This window comes from Synechococcus sp. MIT S9503, assembly GCF_047304175.1.
GTDB lineage: Bacteria > Cyanobacteriota > Cyanobacteriia > PCC-6307 > Cyanobiaceae > Synechococcus_C.
This window is the reverse complement of the sequence record NZ_CP138955.1, coordinates 912,400-927,852: the sequence shown is the minus strand read 5'-3', so window position 1 is coordinate 927,852 and position 15,453 is coordinate 912,400. Positions and strand designations below refer to the sequence as shown.

Genomic DNA, 15,453 nt, shown 5'->3' with positions numbered 1-15,453 from the left:
GCGGCCGCTATGGATCTCTCCTCAGCATGCAGCCCCGACAGCACGGATGCAGAGACTGATGCGCCTGAAGACTCTGCCTTCGAAACGGTTTGATCCAAGGTTCTGTCTGAATGCGCCGTGGCAACTATCTTTTGCCCTAGGCGCAACAGGGAAACCCCCGATGACGAGCGAGAAATCCACCATTGAAAGCGTGCTTGATGAGCAGCGCGTTTTCGAGCCGTCTCTCGACTTCTCCCGATCTGCTCGCATCGGAGGCCTGGAGGCCTACAGGGCAATGGCCGATGCTGCCCGTCAGAACCCTGAGGCCTTCTGGGGAGACGCGGCGCGCAGTGAACTGTCCTGGTTCACGCCATTCGAAACAGTTCTCGACTGGTCGGAGGCACCGTTCGCGCGTTGGTTCGAGGGTGGCACCACCAATATTTCCCATAACTGTCTTGATCGGCATCTCCAGAGCGAGAAGGCCAGCAAGACCGCACTGATCTGGGAAGGGGAGCCCGGTGATGTGCGGCGTTTCACCTATCGGGAACTGCACGCCGAGGTCTGCAAAGCCGCCAATGCCCTCAAGGCGATGGGAATCGGCAAGGGCGATCTGGTTGCGCTTTACATGCCGATGGTGCCCGAGGCGGCGATCGCGATGCTCGCCTGTGCCCGCATCGGGGCACCTCATTCCGTGGTGTTCGGTGGTTTTTCAGCCGAAGCTCTGCGTGATCGTCTGATCGACGGCGAAGCCAAGGCGGTGATCACCGCTGATGGTGGTTTCCGCAAGGACAAGCCTGTATCGCTGAAGCCGGCTGTGGATGCCGCGCTTGACGATGGCAGCTGTCCAACCGTGCAGTCCGTGCTGGTAGTGCAACGCACCAAGCAGCCTGTGGAGATGGTCGATGGTCGTGATCAGTGGTGGCATGAGCTGGTCGACGTGCAGAGCGCAGACTGCCCAGCGGAGCCGATGGCCAGTGAAGATCGTCTGTTCGTGCTGTACACCTCAGGATCCACGGGTAAGCCCAAGGGTGTTGTGCACAGTACGGCGGGATACAACCTCTGGGCCCACCTCACATTCCAATGGATCTTCGACATCCGTGATGACGATGTCTACTGGTGCACAGCGGATGTGGGCTGGATCACCGGCCACAGCTACATCGTCTATGGGCCGCTCTCCAATGGCGCGACCACGGTGATGTACGAGGGGGCACCGCGTCCCTCCAAACCTGGGGCCTTCTGGGAACTGATTCAGAAACACGGCATCACGATCTTCTATACCGCTCCCACGGCGATCAGGGCATTCATGAAGAACGGGCGTGATGTGCCCGATCAGTACGACATGAGCAGCCTGCGTCTGCTGGGAACCGTGGGAGAACCGATCAATCCTGAGGCCTGGATGTGGTACCGGGATGTGATCGGCTCCGGTCGCTGTCCGATCATCGACACCTGGTGGCAGACCGAAACCGGTGGCGTGATGATCAGCCCTCTGCCTGGAGCGACCCCCACCAAGCCGGGTTCGGCGACATTGCCGTTGCCCGGCATTGAGGCCGATGTGGTTGATGCCGACGGCAACAGTGTCGGCGCCGATGAAGGCGGATACCTGGTCGTGCGACGTCCCTGGCCTGGGATGATGCGCACCGTCCATGGCAACCCCCAACGGTTTCGCGAGAGCTACTGGGAGCACATCCGTCCCGCTGACGGCAGTCACATCTACTTCGCCGGTGATGGTGCCCGTCGTGACGCCGATGGCTACTTCTGGGTCATGGGGCGTGTGGATGATGTGATCAACGTTTCCGGTCACCGGCTCGGCACCATGGAGATCGAGTCGGCGCTGGTCAGTCATCCGGCCGTTGCGGAGGCTGCGGTTGTCGGTCGTCCAGATGATCTGAAAGGGGAAGGTATCGTCGCGTTTGTCACCCTTGAAGCCGGGCGTGAGCCGGCTGATTCCCTGATCGCAGAGCTGCGCTCGCATGTGGGCAAGGAGATCGGCCCCATCGCCAGGCCGGATGAGATCCGCTGCAGCGATGCACTGCCCAAGACCCGCAGCGGCAAGATCATGCGCCGGATCCTGCGTGCCCTTGCCGCCGGCCAGGAAGTCACGGGTGACACCAGCACCCTGGAGGATCGTTCGGTGCTCGATCGGCTGCGTGCCTGATCCCGCCGTTCCGGTGCAGTGAGGGACGACCGATCGCCGCTGAGTTTTGAAATGTCTGAAACTCTCCAGCCGTTCACCAGCTCCTCACCAGATCGCAGGGCATTGTGAATTCAGCAGGATTCAAGAGTGATGAAACGCAAGCCCAACGTCAGCTACCGCTACCACCACATGGGCGTTCCCACTTCAGAGCAACGCGCTGGTGAGCACTACAGCTCAACCTTTCGGATGTACACATCCGGTGGCGAGGATCCCGGAGGATTCCGGATTCAGTTTCATCGCTTTGCCCCCGGCAGCTGCCTGCACCCACTGATTCAGTCCACCCCGCATGTGGCCTTTCAGGTGGATGATCTGGAATCCGCAGTGGCTGATGAACACCTTCTGCTCGGGCCCTACGAACCTTTCAGCGGCTTCCGGGTGGCCATCATCGAAGACGAAGGTGTTCCGATTGAGCTGATCGAGACGACGCTCAGCGACGAAGAGGTCTTTGGAGAACCAAAGGCCAATTCAGTGATCTACCCGGAGGACACGGTGCCACTCAGCGCCCAGGAGGTGATCAGGTCCTGAAGCCGTTTCACCTGCTGCTGTCGGTCACTGCCTTCCGCCCAGTCGCCCAGAAACTGTCTGCGCAGGCCGGCACTGGCGGGGGTGAGGTGATCTCCGGGCAACCTGAGAAGCTCGCTCTGGTCTCCCTGGCGGGCCTGCAGAGCGGAGATCAGGTCAATGCTCTGGTCGATCTGATCACGGTTGAAGCGCACCAGCTGATTGCGGGGTTGCAGATACTGACGCTCGATCAGCCTCAGGGTTTCCTTGGGACTGGGACTGAATTCAGTGCTCACCCCCAGGCTTGGAGCCACCACCCCGAGCAGGGGGATGGACTGATCCGCGGTGAAGTTGTTGAAGCTGAGTGCCACAAGGCCACTGCAGTTTCTCCCTCCATCGGGAGCCAGCAGATGCAGTTTGCAACCCAGGCTGTGGCCGAGACGCAGAGGTGCTGAAAGGTGTCCCAGTCGCTCCTGATGTCGTGTGCGACAGGCGCGCATGGCACTCCAGGCCTCGCGTGCCTGGAGCTGATGGTCGAAACCTGGCACATAGCTCCAGGCATGCACGGCAACTCCGCGGGCAGCCAGTCCCTCGAGCAGGCGTCGATAGCTGATCTGAGGCGTTGCCGCCAGATAGCTACCGCCCACAAATTCCACCAGTCCCCTTGGCTGACGCGGGTACAGGGTCCAGCAGTCCCGAAAGCGAACCCAGCTGCTCATTGGCTGGGCTGTAGTGAACGAAGCACCTGCATCGCCTCGCGGACGTGAGCCGGGCCGTCGAGCAGATTGTTGAACACATGCCGGATCACACCTTGTCCGTCAATCACGTAGGTGACGCGCGATGGCAGCAAGCCGAGCGTCTTGGGCACGCCGAAGGCTCTGCGCAGACGTTGATCGCTGTCACTCAGCAGTGGAAAAGGAAGCTGATGCCGTTCTGCGAAACGGCGATGGCTGACCAGATCGTCACCACTGACGCCCCAGACCTGAGCACCCAGCTGTTGAAGTTCCTGATGTGAATCACGGAATCCGCAGGCTTCGGCGGTGCAGCCAGGGGTTTCGTCCTTGGGATAGAAGAACAGCACCAGCGGTGTGCCGTTGCGATCGTTGATGGCGCAGTTGTTGCCTTCGTGGTCCTCCAGGTTGATGGACGGAACGCTGTCACCAACGGTGAGGGCCATGACGAGGAGTCGGATTTGTGGCGAAACCTTAGGCAGGGTGGATGAAGGACGGAGAATGGTCAGATCCAGGAGGGAGCCAAGCGCATGGAGAATCATCCGATTCCCGGTCAGCTCGATCTGCTATCTGTGAGTGGTGGTCAATCGGCTCCGGCAGCTTCAGGGGTTCTGAAGCGATCTGCCCCCGCCTCATCAGCTCAGGAGGTTGACGCAGAGTCCGCGACAGTGCGCACGCTGCTGATCATCGACACGGAGACCACCGGACTGGACCCACAGCTTGATCACTGCCTTGAAGTCGGAGTGATTCTCTTTGATGTGCCCAGCCGTCAGGTGCTCGCTCAGCACTCGTTTCTTCTGCCGGTCGAGGCCAATGCGGCTGAGGCGATCAATCGCATTCCCGCCGCCGCCACCAACCTGCCCCAGCCCTGGCGTCCTGCCCTGAGCTATCTCCAGTCGCTACTGGATGCCGCTGATGTGCTGGTGGCCCACAATGCAGCGTTCGATCGCCAGTGGTTCGGCCGAGGTCACTTGCCGGCCACCGACAAGCCCTGGCTCTGCAGCATGGAGGAGATGCGCTGGCCGGCGGAACGTCTGCTCAGGTCCAGGCCCTCGGTCCGGGACCTGGCGCTTGCTTATGAAATACCGGTGTGGGCCGCACATCGCGCTCTGACCGACTGCATCTACCTGGCGGAGGTGTTCCGTCGCTGTGATGAGCTTGAGCAGCTGGTCAAGCGCGGCCTCGAGCCTCGTCAGCTGATGCGGGCCCAGGTCTCCTATGACGACCGCCATCTGGCCAGGGACGCCGGTTTCCGTTGGAATGAGCCGGTGAAGGGAGCCTGGGCGAGACGTCTTTCCGAGCGAGAAGCCCGCGATCTCGATTTCCCGGTTGTGCCTGTGGACCCTCCAATGCCCATGGCGTCCTGATTTGCTTCAGCAGTCGGAAGCCTCGTGGTGGGTTTGCCGGGGCTGGGGCTCAGATCGCCAGGCTGGATGCATGGATCTTCCCAGGCATCCACCGTCCATTCGTTCGCGTCTGCAGCGATGGCAGCAGGTGAGGACATGGGCGCGCCTGATTCGTGAGGCGGAATGCCTCTGGCATGTGGATGTGCGGGAACTGAAGCGCCTTGGTGCTCTCGAGCTCTCGCATCTGCTGGATGAGGTGCCTTCCTGTCAGCGGGCACGTGTGAATCGCTGGCTGATGCGTTATTCAGCGTCAACGCGGCTGCCTTCGCGAGCATCCCATCACCAGCCCTGAAGGGCTGGTGATGGCGCCTGAATCGCCTAGAGCACTTCCGCTCACTGCTTTCAGCTATGGGTGGAACGCTTCTACTCGAGCCATCCATGCTTTTTGCCAGGCAGGTTCTCAGGTTGTGCACCTTGCTCGCTGTCGGAACCGGTGTCTGCGCCTCGACTGAGTCGTCTCTAACCAGTGTCGGCGCCTCACTCCCCGCCAGGCTGTACAGCGAATGGTTTGCCCGGGGGGCCAATTCAGGGGGGGTAAAGATTCAGCATCGATCCGTTGGTTCCGTTTCAGCTCGGTGGGCCCTGATCCGCCAGACCGTTGATCTCGCTGTATCCACTGCTCCGATGCAGCCCAGGGATCTGGCCAAGGTGAGGCGTGGTGTGGTTCAGATTCCCGTTCTGGCGGAAGCCATTGCCTTCGCATACAACCAGCCCGGGTGCGACTTGAAGCTGACTCAGAAGCAGGCTGTTCAGGTTGCCAGCGGCATGATCACCGACTGGGAGCAGCTCGGCTGTAAACCGGGAGCTGTGAGCTGGGTGCATCGCTCCGATCCCTCCGGCATCACCAATGCCTTCACTCTCTCCATGCAGGCATTTTCATCCCAGTGGTCTCTGGGCACAGGCACGTTGATTCGCTGGCAGGCAGACAATGCACTCGCTGCCAAGGGCAATTCCGGAGTCGTTGCCGCTCTGCAGAACAAACGAGGTGCCATAGGCTATGTGGGTGCCTCCATGCTCGGGGGAGGCATCAGAACCGCAGCGCTCGAGAATGGCTCAGGCGAGTTCATCCAGCCCGATGGGATCTCAGCTGCTGCATATCTCAAGGGCATGCAGCTTGATTCGAATCTGGCCGGCATTGACCACAATCCCTCAGTGGATGGTTCCTATCCGATCGTCACGTTGATCTGGGTTCTTGCCTACAGATCCGGGAACGGCATCAAAACGGAGGCCATCAGAGACACCGTTGACGTCATGCTCAGCAGGCAGGCTCAGAGTCGGGCTGAACAACTCGGTTTGATACCTCTCAACGACGAACTTCTCAGCAAGTCGAGAGCGGTCGTTGAATGGATTGGCCAGTAACTGCAGGCCACCTGATCGGTCATTGGCATGTTTGACAATTTTTGAGGCCTGTTTTTTCTGATCTTTCGATACTTTTGAACGCTCCTTATTGATTCGATTGAGGAAGCTTCGTCTGGGTCTGTGATGTTGCGCTCCATACACTCGTCGGTAGGGAATCTTCAGCCAGTGCTGTCGATTCTCCAGCAGAATCAAAATCGTCAAACACAAGGTCCTGCCTTCTGGACTCGAGTTTCCAAAACCGAAATCGCTTGCACCTAGCCGCGGGAAACGTTGTTCCTCTGCACAAAAACAGGCTCTGGCTTGTGGTCAAAGGCATGGTGAAGCTCGGAGCGGTTTCTGTGCATGGAGACGAACTGTTGCTGGGCCTCGCCGGCCCCAACGAAACGTTCGGTGAGCCATTGAGCACGGTTCAGGCCTACGAAGCTGTGACTCTCACCGACTCAGATCTTCTCTGCATGACCATGGGTGAAGTGCGGGAATCACAGGATCTCGCCAATGATCTGCTGGGTGCGGTCGTGCTTCGTCATCGCCAGTCTGAATATCTGCTGTCGCTTCTGGGTCTGCGTCGTGTCGAGGAACGCGTGAGGGGATTCCTGGAGCTGCTTGCCCAGGATTACGGGCAGCCCTGTGAGCAGGGACTACGTCTGAATCTGCGTCTCACTCATCAGGAGATGGCCAGTGCCCTGAGCACCACCCGTGTGACGGTGACCAGAGTGATCGGATTGCTGAGAGATGAGGGCTGGCTCAAGATCGATGGTCAACGCCATCTTGTGATAACCCACCTCCCCTGCAAGTGAGACTCACCTGAAGCTGAACAGTCTGGAGTTCTTTTTTCGGTGGTCAATGATGTATTTGCTAACCACTGAATCACGCCTGAATGTATAAAAAAAGACCCCTCAGATGAGGGGCCTGATCGGGTGATTGGACTGTGACATCGGAGCGGCGGGATTTGAACCCACGACCCCTACTACCCCAAAGTAGTGCGCTACCAAGCTGCGCCACGCCCCGATGGCAGTTGAAAGCTATCACAAGACATTGCCTCCATTCGGGCGTCGCTTGATCCGATTCAGCAGTCTCGCTGTGAGCCTGTCGCGGCTTTCGCTCGCATACCCCCAGAGCCGCAGTTGTCTGCCCAACTGACGCAGTGCTGAAAGATTCATGGAGGCAAGCTGCAGCTCGGGCAGTGTTCTCCATGCTCTGGATGCCATCGGCAGGTTGGATCGGCTTTTCTTGTCTCCCAGACTGAGCGTGCCCTCGGCGATCCATTCCGGAATCAGCACAACCAGAACCGCGATCAGTCCATAGAGCTCCACCAGACCCCTCGGCAGTGGATGCAGGCGTCGGGGTGGCTTCGGCTCAGGGATGGTGGGCACGCAGCGCGACAAGTCCAATCGCCCCCAACCTTGCCAGGTCTGTTTGACCTAAGGGAAGGCAGTGGTCAGATCGCCAGGATTCTCCTCGTGGGAGCGCTGACCTGGGCAGGAGGAGATGGGGATGGATCACGCCACAGGAATGGACGCTCCTGATTCGTTCTGGGTTTCAGCGAGAAGGCCATCGCGAAGACAAGAATCACCGTCAGTGCAATGACGGCGATCACCACCCTGTCCGGAAGTGAGTCATTCATGTCTGCAGCTGAATCGGAGCGTTGTCACCGCGCAACACACAGTGACTGATGCTCCAGTCGTAGTGGCTCCAGACCTCACTGGGCAGCCGGTACTCGGAACCTTCAAAGTCACCAAGGCTGATCCGGGTGGGCATGGCGGAGCAGTAGGGCCTGCTTCCGGGTCTCGCCAGGTATTGCTGGTGGTAGGCCTCAGCGAAATGAAAGCTGCGGTCAGCAGCGATCTCGGTCGTGATGCTGTCCCGCTCCGCCTGGGTCAGGGCCTGTTGATACCAGTCGCGGCTGGCTAGAGCCAGTTCCATCTGACGAGAAGTGCTGGTGTAGATCGCTGATCGATACTGGCTGCCCTGGTCATTGCCCTGACGATTCCCCTGGGTGGGGTCGTGACATTCCCAGAACAGCTTCAACAGATCACTGACGTCAATGGCTGGCGTGCTGTACACCACACGCACGACTTCGGTGTGGCCGGTACGTCCGCTGCAGACCTGTTCGTAGCTGGGCGCTGGAGTCTGGCCACCGGCATAGCCAACCGCTGTTGACACCACGCCTGGCAGTCGCCAGAAGCCCTTTTCCGCACCCCAGAAACAGCCGCACCCAAAGACGATCTCCTCCTGATCCTCCATGAGTGGGGCCTTCAGTGGCGTTCCAAGAACCACGTGCCGGTCCTTGCTGTCGTCGTCCTGTTGTCCCTGCTGAGAACCGGTGAGCCAGTTGGGCAGCATCACTTCACTGTCTGGGTTTCAACCCTAGGCAGATGTCACCGGATCCAGGCGAATGTGGTTGAGCAGCGTGGTGACAAAGGCGAACAGCAGGAATGGAACGCTGAGCACAAGAATCAAACCGACCCCCACAAGAGCGAACAGCGGTCGGGACGACCCCATCAGGGCCAGACCTGCTGCCAGGCTCACGAAGATCACGGCCATCCAGGCCAGGATCTGCCCGTAGATATCTCCGAACGTGAGTGTGCAGCGGACCGAGAAAGGGGTACCTGATTTCATGGCTCGGCAGCAGAGACTCCAGCTAAGCCAAGGCCAGCGGGTTTGTCGCCCGTACGTTGCACAACCTTTGCGTCAGACCACAGATTCCAGCCGCTCCGCCGCCTGTTCCCGTTCCCAGAGGCTGCGATACAGCCCTTGTTCTCTGATCAGATCAGTGTGGTGGCCCTGTTGCACCAGCCTTCCCCGATCCAGCACCAGGATCCTGTCACAGGCCGCTGCAGCCGACAGCTGATGGCTGATCATCACAATCGTTCGCTGAGTCTGACGGCGGACTGAGGCAAGGATCTCCGCGGCTGTGTTGTTGTCGACGCTCGCCAAGGCATCGTCCAGCACCAGAACAGGAGCTTTCAGCAACAAAGCTCTGCCAAGTGCGGTGCGCTGCCTCTGCCCACCGCTGAGGGTGATTCCCCGTTCACCAACCAGTGTGTTCATGCCATCGGGGAACCCTCGCACATCGGCCAGTAATCGGGCCTGTTGCGCAGCTGCCTCAACCCGGTTCTGGCCTGCTTCGGGTTCGCCGTAGCGCAGATTGTCAGCCAGGCTGCTCGTGAACAGATATCCCTCCTGGGGGACGAGGGCGATCTGCTCGCGCAGGTCATCGAGTCGAAGGCAGGTGAGGTCATGACCGTCCAGGAACAGCTGACCGCCAGGCACCTCGACCATCCGCCCAAGCGCTCTGGCGAGTGTGGTCTTTCCACAACCGACAGGTCCAACAACAGCCACCATTTCCCCTGAAGCGATTCGGAAATTCAGCCCATCGAGGGTGTCGGAGTCGGACCCGTCGTAGCGAATGTGCAGGTTTCGTGCTTCGAGATCACCTCGCACGGGCAGATCAAGATGTTCCGGTTCAACGGGATCGCTGATCAGCGGACGGCGGGCAAGCAGCTCCTCGACGCGCTCCAGGCTGACCTGCCCGGTCTGGAAGGTGTTCAGTGTGAATCCGAGCAGAGCAGTGGGAAACACCAGGCGCTCCACATAGAGAATCAGGGCGACCAGACTTCCGATTGATAGTGAACCCTGTTGAAGCTGGCCACTGCCGAGAGCGAGCAGCAGCAGCAGGGAGATGGAGGAGATCCCCTCCAGCAGTGGAAACAGGGTGCTGCGTGTGCGCGCCAGCTGGATGGCGGTGTCGCGGTATCCACGGTTTCGTGAACTGAAGGCATTCAGTTCCTGCTCTTCCTGGCTGTAGATCTTGATGGCAGCGATGCCGGACAGATCTTCCTGAATCAGTTCGCTGAGACCTGCAAGGGCTTCCTGCTGTCGTCGCTGCTCCCGCATCATTCGTCCACCGAACAGGCGAACGACCCCGAGCATCAGCGGGTAAAGAGAGATCGCTGCAACCGTAAGTCCCGGATCGATCGCCAGCATCGCCGGCAAAGTGAAGGCGTAGGCCAAAACGGTGTTTGTGAGACTCAGCACCGCAAAACCCAGCAGCCGTCGCACGTTTTCCACGTCGCTGGTGGCCCGGCTGATCACTTCACCGCTGCCTGTTTGCTGAACCCACCCCGGCTCCTGGAGCAGCATCTGGTCAAAGAGCCTCTGGCGAAGTTCAACCTCCACCTGACGCCCCACTCCGAACACGAGCTGACGGGAGATGAGCCGTACCACACCCATGCTGCTGGCGAGCAGCACGATCCACCCCGCCTGCTTGAGCACGTCTGCAAAGGCGAAACCCTCCTGAAGGTCATCGATCACCCTGCGCACCTCCAGCGGGATGGTGACGCTGAGAATGTTCACCACAACCAGAGCGATCGCACCCATCAGCACCGCGCGTCGATGGGGCTTCAGGTAGCGGCCGATCAGATCGAGGCGGAAGGCGGCCATCGCGAACCCTGAACAGTGATCAACCTAGTCATTGAGCTGATGCTCAGGAGGACAACCTCCTCGGGCAACGGTTGCGATCGACCTTGAACTGGCCATCGCCTTCTTTTTAAGGGATAGTGTTGAAGTCCCCATCACCCGGCCCGGAGTGCATCTGCACCCGGGCTTTTTTCTGTCCGTCGATCTCCAAGGCTTCGTGCCTTGTTTTCCCATGGTCTCTCCATCTGTTTCCTGGCCCCAGACACTGGAGCATCTGCTCAACGGCGGAGTGCTCGTTCCCGACCAGGCAGCGGCACTGATGCGGGCCTGGCTCTCCGAGGAACTCACTCCGGTTCAGACAGGAGCGTTCCTGGCTGCGATCCGTGCGCGTGGAGTGAATGGAGCTGAACTCGGTGCGATGGCCTCCATTCTGCGAGAAGCCTGCCCTCTTCCTGGAGCCCGCCCGGATCTGCTGATGGTGGACACCTGCGGAACGGGGGGTGATGGTGCGGACACATTCAATATCTCAACGGCCGTTGCATTCACGGCTGCAGCATGCGGAGCGAATGTGGCCAAGCACGGCAATCGAAGTGCCAGCGGCAAGGTGGGTTCTGCCGATGTGCTGGAAGGACTGGGACTGCATCTGAAGGCACCTGCAGGCCAGGTGATTGAGGCTCTTGATCAGGCCGGAGTCACGTTTCTGTTCGCTCCGGCCTGGCATCCCGCTCTTGTGAATCTGGCCCCGCTGCGGCGAAGTCTGGGGGTGCGAACGGTGTTCAACCTGCTCGGTCCCCTGGTCAACCCTCTGCGACCCAACGGACAGGTGCTCGGGGTTGCGACGGAAGATCTGCTGGATCCAATGGCAGAGGCCCTGCAGTGCCTTGATCAGGAACGTGCTGTGGTGGTGCATGGTGCAGGTGGCCTGGATGAGGCATCGCTGGCGGGACCCAATTCACTGCGCATCCTGGAAAAAGGAGTGCTGCGTTCCGAGTGCATTTCGGCAGAGGATCTCGGCCTTCAGGAAGCATCGCTGGATGCACTGCGCGGCGGAGATCTTGTCTGCAATCAGAGCATTCTCAGTGAGTTGCTCCAGGGCCGCGGCACGAGGGCCCAGGCTGATGTGGTCGCTTTCAACTGCGCACTGGTTCTCTGGGTTGCCGGTGTGGAGATGGATCTGAAATCCGGAGCTCAGAGAGCTCTTTCGGCTCTCAGTGAAGGACTTGCCTGGCAACGCTTTGAGCAATTGCGGCAGGGGCTGACCCCCGCCGAGGGAAGATGAGTGCTTCAGCGCTGTTGAGAGGATTCGTCTGCTGATGACTGCTTCATCCAGGGAGTCGGCGTTGCTGGTGCTGGCCGATGGCACTGTCTTCTCCGGTCTGGCCTGTGGTGCCGGCGGCAGTGTGGTCGGTGAGGTTGTCTTCAACACCGGCATGACCGGTTACCAGGAGGTGATGACCGATCCCAGTTATGCCGGGCAGCTGGTCACGTTCACCTATCCCGAGCTGGGAAACACCGGAGTCAACCCCGATGATCAGGAGGCGGAGCAACCACACGCCCGTGGCCTGATCGCCCGCCAGCTCTCACCGGTGGCCAGCAACTGGCGCTCCCGCCAGAGTCTGCAGGATTGGCTGGGTGCGCATGGTGTTGTGGGCATCCATGGAATCGATACCCGTGCTCTGGTACGCCATCTGCGCGAAACAGGCGCGATGAACGGTGTGATCAGCTCGGATGGACGCTCCGCCACCGAGCTGTTTGAGGTGTTGCGGTCTGCGCCGTCGATGGAAGGCCTGAACCTGGCCGACAAGGTCTCGACAACCGAGCCCTACAGATGGACTTCATCCTGCGCGGTGGATTTCGACCGTCGACTGCGGAGTGATCGATCCGAGACTCCTTTCCGAGTCGTTGCGATCGATTTCGGCATCAAGCGCGCCATTCTTGATCGATTGGTGAGTCATGGTTGCGATGTCACGGTGATGCCGGCCTCCTCCGATCTGCAGAGCGTGCTGGCCTGCCAGCCTGAGGGTGTGTTCCTGTCCAATGGACCGGGGGATCCAGCGGCCGTCAGCGATGGAATCGAGCTGGCTTGCGGCCTGCTGCAGCAGCGTGATCTCCCCCTGTTCGGAATCTGTCTCGGTCATCAGATTCTGGGGCTGGCCATGGGTGGCACCACCTTCAAGCTCGGCTACGGGCATCGCGGCCTCAACCATCCCTGCGGCACCACCGGGCAGGTGGAGATCACCAGTCAGAATCATGGTTTTGCCCTGGATGCAGAGAGTCTTCCAACGGACAGCATCGAGGTGACCCACCTCAATCTCAATGATCGAACCGTGGCGGCGATGGCCCATCGTCAGCAACCGATGTTCGGGGTGCAGTACCACCCGGAGGCCAGCCCAGGCCCTCATGATGCCGACCATCATTTCGCCCGTTTCGTTTCGCTGATGTCAGATCGGCGCTGATGCGTGGTCTGTATCGGAGACCATCACTACACTTCGCACGACGACGACGCAAGCTGGGGGGTCTGGACCCATCACTGAACTGCAGCGATTGACGGTTTCGCTCCGTGGAGGCTTTGAGCAGAAGGATGGTTGCCTGGTGTTTCACTTCACCGGTCAGCTGGATGCCTACTCCGAAAAGCAGTTCATCACTTATGTGATGGATGTCCTCAAGGCCAACGCCTTCCCGGCTGTCTTTGATCTGAGCAAAATCGACTTTCTCGATTCCTCCGGTCTCGGCGCCCTGGTGCAGCTGGCCAAGCAGTGCAACGACGCCAAACGCAGCTTCGTGGTTGTCGGCAATGCCCGTGTCACCCAGACCGTGAAGCTGGTTCGACTCGAAGCCTTCCTTCATCTGGTGAATGATCTCGAGACGGCCTACACCCAGCTGGCTGCTTGAGCGACTGGATCCGGCTTCAACAAACCCTCCCGGCCGGTTCGAGCGAACTGGGTCCCCTGCAGCTCGCCTGGCTCGGGGATGCCGTCTGGGAACTGCATCAACGTCTGCGGCACTGCCGGCAGGCCGGGCGATCCAAAGATCTGCACAAAGCCGTGGTGGCAGAGGTCCGGGCTGATGCCCAGGCGATTGCCCTTCAGCGACTCGAGCCCTGGCTCACCGACGAGGAAAGGGATCTTGTGCGCCGTGGGCGCAACCGAGCAGGCCGGGGTCCCCGTGGCGCTGACCCCGCTGCTTATGGGAAGGCCACGGGATTTGAGACAATGGTTGGCTGGCTCTTTCTGCAGAATCCGACGCGGCTTGCCCAGCTTCTGGATCGACTCGAGGAGACCGAAACAGCCCTGTCATAACCATCGATTCCATGAGCTCCCGTTTTGATCGCCGCCCCCCTCGTCCCTCACGCGGTGGCGATGCTGCAGGCGGTCGACCGTCTCGGGGAGGTCCTCGCGGTCGTCGTCCAAGATTTGAAGGCAGTCCCACGGGATCCCGCCGCAGGGATGGAGACGAAAACCGGTCAGAGTCGCCCTGGCGTGAATCGCGGGACGGAGACTTTCGCGGACGTGGGCAGGGCAGGAACGGGGCATTCCGAGGAGGACCGAGGGATCCATCAAGGTCGTCCGGTCGTTTCGAACGCCGCGATGGTGAGCGTCGATTCGACAAACGGCGTTTTGAGGACCGCCGTGATGGCGAGCGTCGTTCCGATGAGCGCCGATCCGATGACAGGCGCTTCAGTGATCGCCGAAGCGGTGATCCCCGTTCCAAGCAGGGTCGCTCCGATGACAGGCGTTTTTCGGAACGTCGTTCCGGAGGCCGCAGGTTCAGTGATGGCGATGCGCGCAGCGTGCGTTCCCCCCGGCCGCAGCATCAAGATCGCCAGGTGGATGAGCAGCCGCGCGGGGAAGCGAGTCCTCATGACGTCGATGCTGTGGCTGATGATCTTCTCTGGGGCCGACATGCCACCCAGGCGGCTCTCGAGGCGGGGCGCCCGATTCACCGCATCTGGTGCACCGGTGAGATGAGGAGTGCTCCAAAGTTCATGCAGCTTCTACGTGATGCCAAGGCATCTGGAGTGTTGGTGGAGGAGGTCACCTGGGCGCGTCTGGCTCAGATGACCGGCGGTGCCGTCCACCAGGGAATCGCACTGCAGACCGCAGCCGCGGACACTCTGAATCTTCCCGACCTGATCGAGGGATGCAGTGATCTCAATGAACCACCTCTGCTGCTGGCTCTTGATGGACTCACGGATCCCCACAACCTCGGTGCAATCGTGCGATCCGCGGAAGCGTTGGGAGCCCACGGTGTGGTGCTGCCTCAGCGCCGCAGTGCAGGTCTCACGGGATCTGTGGCCAAAGTGGCCGCCGGTGCTCTGGAGCATCTTCCCGTGGCCCGGGTTGTCAATCTGAACCGGTCCCTGGAAACGCTCAAGGATGCTGGTTACCGCGTGGTCGGCCTCGCTGAGGAGGGTGATCAGACACTCGAGGAAGTCGATCTCGAAGGCCCGCTCGTGGTGGTCACAGGATCCGAAGGGCAGGGACTGTCCATGCTCACCCGGCGTCACTGTGATCAGTTGATCCGTATTCCGCTGCGAGGCGTCACACCCAGCCTGAACGCATCCGTGGCAACGGCCCTTTGCCTCTATGAGGTCGCACGGCGCGGCTGGATGAAAGGCCTTCAGGGTCAGAATCCCTCCCCGCCGATCGTGCGGCCCCAGCTTTCCCAGCCGCCTGTGGAGGCTGCGGAAGCATCCGAGGCGGACGGAAGCCTGCAGTCCGATGAGACTGAAACTGCCTCTCCGACGTCCCAGGTGCCTGCGATTGATCTGCAGATCGAGCGCATTCCGCAGACCAGCTCACCTCGCTTCGACGGCAGCATCGAGCTCTGAATTCTTCCGACAACCCTGAATCAGTGCACAATG

Annotated in this window: 18 protein-coding genes and 1 tRNA gene; 11 read left to right on the top strand and 8 right to left on the bottom strand. The window is 60.3% G+C overall.

The genetic code is table 11. The features are described 5' to 3' along the window. Positions 1 to 160 precede the first annotated feature (160 nt). Both acs and SIB56_RS05105 read left to right on the top strand, forming a co-directional pair. On the top strand, positions 161 to 2,134 hold the full coding sequence (acs, locus tag SIB56_RS05110) for an acetate--CoA ligase (RefSeq protein ID WP_413326056.1): 1,974 nt from the start codon (positions 161 to 163) through the stop codon (positions 2,132 to 2,134). 129 nt (positions 2,135 to 2,263) lie between these two features. Continuing rightward, positions 2,264 to 2,698: a VOC family protein gene (locus SIB56_RS05105; RefSeq protein WP_413326053.1), complete on the top strand. Its 435-nt coding sequence runs from the start codon at positions 2,264 to 2,266 to the stop codon at positions 2,696 to 2,698. Here the strand turns inward: SIB56_RS05105 and SIB56_RS05100 are convergent. Together SIB56_RS05100 and SIB56_RS05095 are read right to left on the bottom strand one after the other, a co-directional pair. Further along, positions 2,647 to 3,393: a DUF1350 family protein gene (locus SIB56_RS05100; protein ID WP_413326051.1), complete on the bottom strand. Its 747-nt coding sequence runs from the start codon at positions 3,391 to 3,393 to the stop codon at positions 2,647 to 2,649. The genes SIB56_RS05105 and SIB56_RS05100 overlap by 52 nt on opposite strands. Continuing rightward, on the bottom strand, positions 3,390 to 3,851 hold the full coding sequence (locus tag SIB56_RS05095) for a peroxiredoxin (RefSeq protein ID WP_413326049.1): 462 nt from the start codon (positions 3,849 to 3,851) through the stop codon (positions 3,390 to 3,392). Before SIB56_RS05095 ends, SIB56_RS05100 begins: the two co-directional genes overlap by 4 nt. Positions 3,852 to 3,935: 84 nt before the next feature. Between SIB56_RS05095 and SIB56_RS05090 the strand changes: the two genes are divergently transcribed. From SIB56_RS05090 to SIB56_RS05075, 4 genes are all read left to right on the top strand, one after another. Beyond that, on the top strand, positions 3,936 to 4,772 hold the full coding sequence (locus tag SIB56_RS05090; protein ID WP_413326047.1) for a 3'-5' exonuclease: 837 nt from the start codon (positions 3,936 to 3,938) through the stop codon (positions 4,770 to 4,772). 70 nt (positions 4,773 to 4,842) lie between these two features. Then, positions 4,843 to 5,103, top strand: a complete 261-nt coding sequence (locus tag SIB56_RS05085; RefSeq protein WP_413326045.1) for a hypothetical protein — start codon at positions 4,843 to 4,845, stop codon at positions 5,101 to 5,103. 56 nt (positions 5,104 to 5,159) lie between these two features. Then, positions 5,160 to 6,170: a PstS family phosphate ABC transporter substrate-binding protein gene (locus SIB56_RS05080; protein WP_413326042.1), complete on the top strand. Its 1,011-nt coding sequence runs from the start codon at positions 5,160 to 5,162 to the stop codon at positions 6,168 to 6,170. Positions 6,171 to 6,388: 218 nt separating this feature from the next. After that, positions 6,389 to 6,967, top strand: coding sequence for a Crp/Fnr family transcriptional regulator (locus SIB56_RS05075; protein ID WP_413327145.1), 579 nt, complete (start codon positions 6,389 to 6,391; stop codon positions 6,965 to 6,967). Between the two features lie 137 nt (positions 6,968 to 7,104). On the opposite strand, the gene SIB56_RS05070 is transcribed toward SIB56_RS05075, so the two are convergent. From SIB56_RS05070 to SIB56_RS05045, 6 genes are all read right to left on the bottom strand, one after another. Beyond that, a tRNA-Pro gene (locus SIB56_RS05070) sits at positions 7,105 to 7,178 on the bottom strand. Between the two features lie 17 nt (positions 7,179 to 7,195). Then, a complete protein-coding gene (locus SIB56_RS05065) occupies positions 7,196 to 7,543 on the bottom strand; it encodes a hypothetical protein (protein ID WP_413326040.1) in 348 nt (115 codons plus the stop codon). A gap of 65 nt (positions 7,544 to 7,608) precedes the next feature. Then, positions 7,609 to 7,794 (bottom strand): hypothetical protein, encoded by a 186-nt coding sequence (locus SIB56_RS05060; RefSeq protein WP_413326038.1) that lies wholly within the window; start codon positions 7,792 to 7,794, stop codon positions 7,609 to 7,611. Next, on the bottom strand, positions 7,791 to 8,513 hold the full coding sequence (msrA, locus tag SIB56_RS05055) for a peptide-methionine (S)-S-oxide reductase MsrA (protein WP_413326036.1): 723 nt from the start codon (positions 8,511 to 8,513) through the stop codon (positions 7,791 to 7,793). Before msrA ends, SIB56_RS05060 begins: the two co-directional genes overlap by 4 nt. Positions 8,514 to 8,537: 24 nt before the next feature. After that, positions 8,538 to 8,789: a hypothetical protein gene (locus SIB56_RS05050; RefSeq protein ID WP_413326034.1), complete on the bottom strand. Its 252-nt coding sequence runs from the start codon at positions 8,787 to 8,789 to the stop codon at positions 8,538 to 8,540. Positions 8,790 to 8,861: 72 nt separating this feature from the next. Next, positions 8,862 to 10,613 (bottom strand): ABC transporter ATP-binding protein, encoded by a 1,752-nt coding sequence (locus tag SIB56_RS05045; protein WP_413326032.1) that lies wholly within the window; start codon positions 10,611 to 10,613, stop codon positions 8,862 to 8,864. A 208-nt stretch (positions 10,614 to 10,821) separates the two neighbouring features. Here SIB56_RS05045 and trpD point away from each other — a divergent pair, with 208 nt between their 5' ends. The 5 genes from trpD (at position 10,822) to rlmB (ending at position 15,420) form a co-directional block, all read left to right on the top strand. After that, the gene (gene trpD, locus SIB56_RS05040; protein WP_413326030.1) at positions 10,822 to 11,868 is read left to right on the top strand and encodes an anthranilate phosphoribosyltransferase; all 1,047 of its coding nucleotides are present in this window, start codon (positions 10,822 to 10,824) and stop codon (positions 11,866 to 11,868) included. Positions 11,869 to 11,902: 34 nt separating this feature from the next. Beyond that, positions 11,903 to 13,045: a glutamine-hydrolyzing carbamoyl-phosphate synthase small subunit gene (gene carA, locus SIB56_RS05035; RefSeq protein WP_413326028.1), complete on the top strand. Its 1,143-nt coding sequence runs from the start codon at positions 11,903 to 11,905 to the stop codon at positions 13,043 to 13,045. A gap of 88 nt (positions 13,046 to 13,133) precedes the next feature. Next, positions 13,134 to 13,481: an STAS domain-containing protein gene (locus SIB56_RS05030; protein WP_413326026.1), complete on the top strand. Its 348-nt coding sequence runs from the start codon at positions 13,134 to 13,136 to the stop codon at positions 13,479 to 13,481. Then, on the top strand, positions 13,478 to 13,888 hold the full coding sequence (locus SIB56_RS05025; protein ID WP_413326024.1) for a ribonuclease III domain-containing protein: 411 nt from the start codon (positions 13,478 to 13,480) through the stop codon (positions 13,886 to 13,888). Before SIB56_RS05030 ends, SIB56_RS05025 begins: the two co-directional genes overlap by 4 nt. Before the next feature lie 11 nt (positions 13,889 to 13,899). Further along, positions 13,900 to 15,420 carry a 23S rRNA (guanosine(2251)-2'-O)-methyltransferase RlmB gene (rlmB, locus tag SIB56_RS05020; protein ID WP_413326022.1) on the top strand — a complete coding sequence of 507 codons (1,521 nt, stop codon included), beginning with the start codon at positions 13,900 to 13,902 and terminating at the stop codon, positions 15,418 to 15,420. The last annotated feature ends 33 nt before the right edge of the window (positions 15,421 to 15,453 follow it).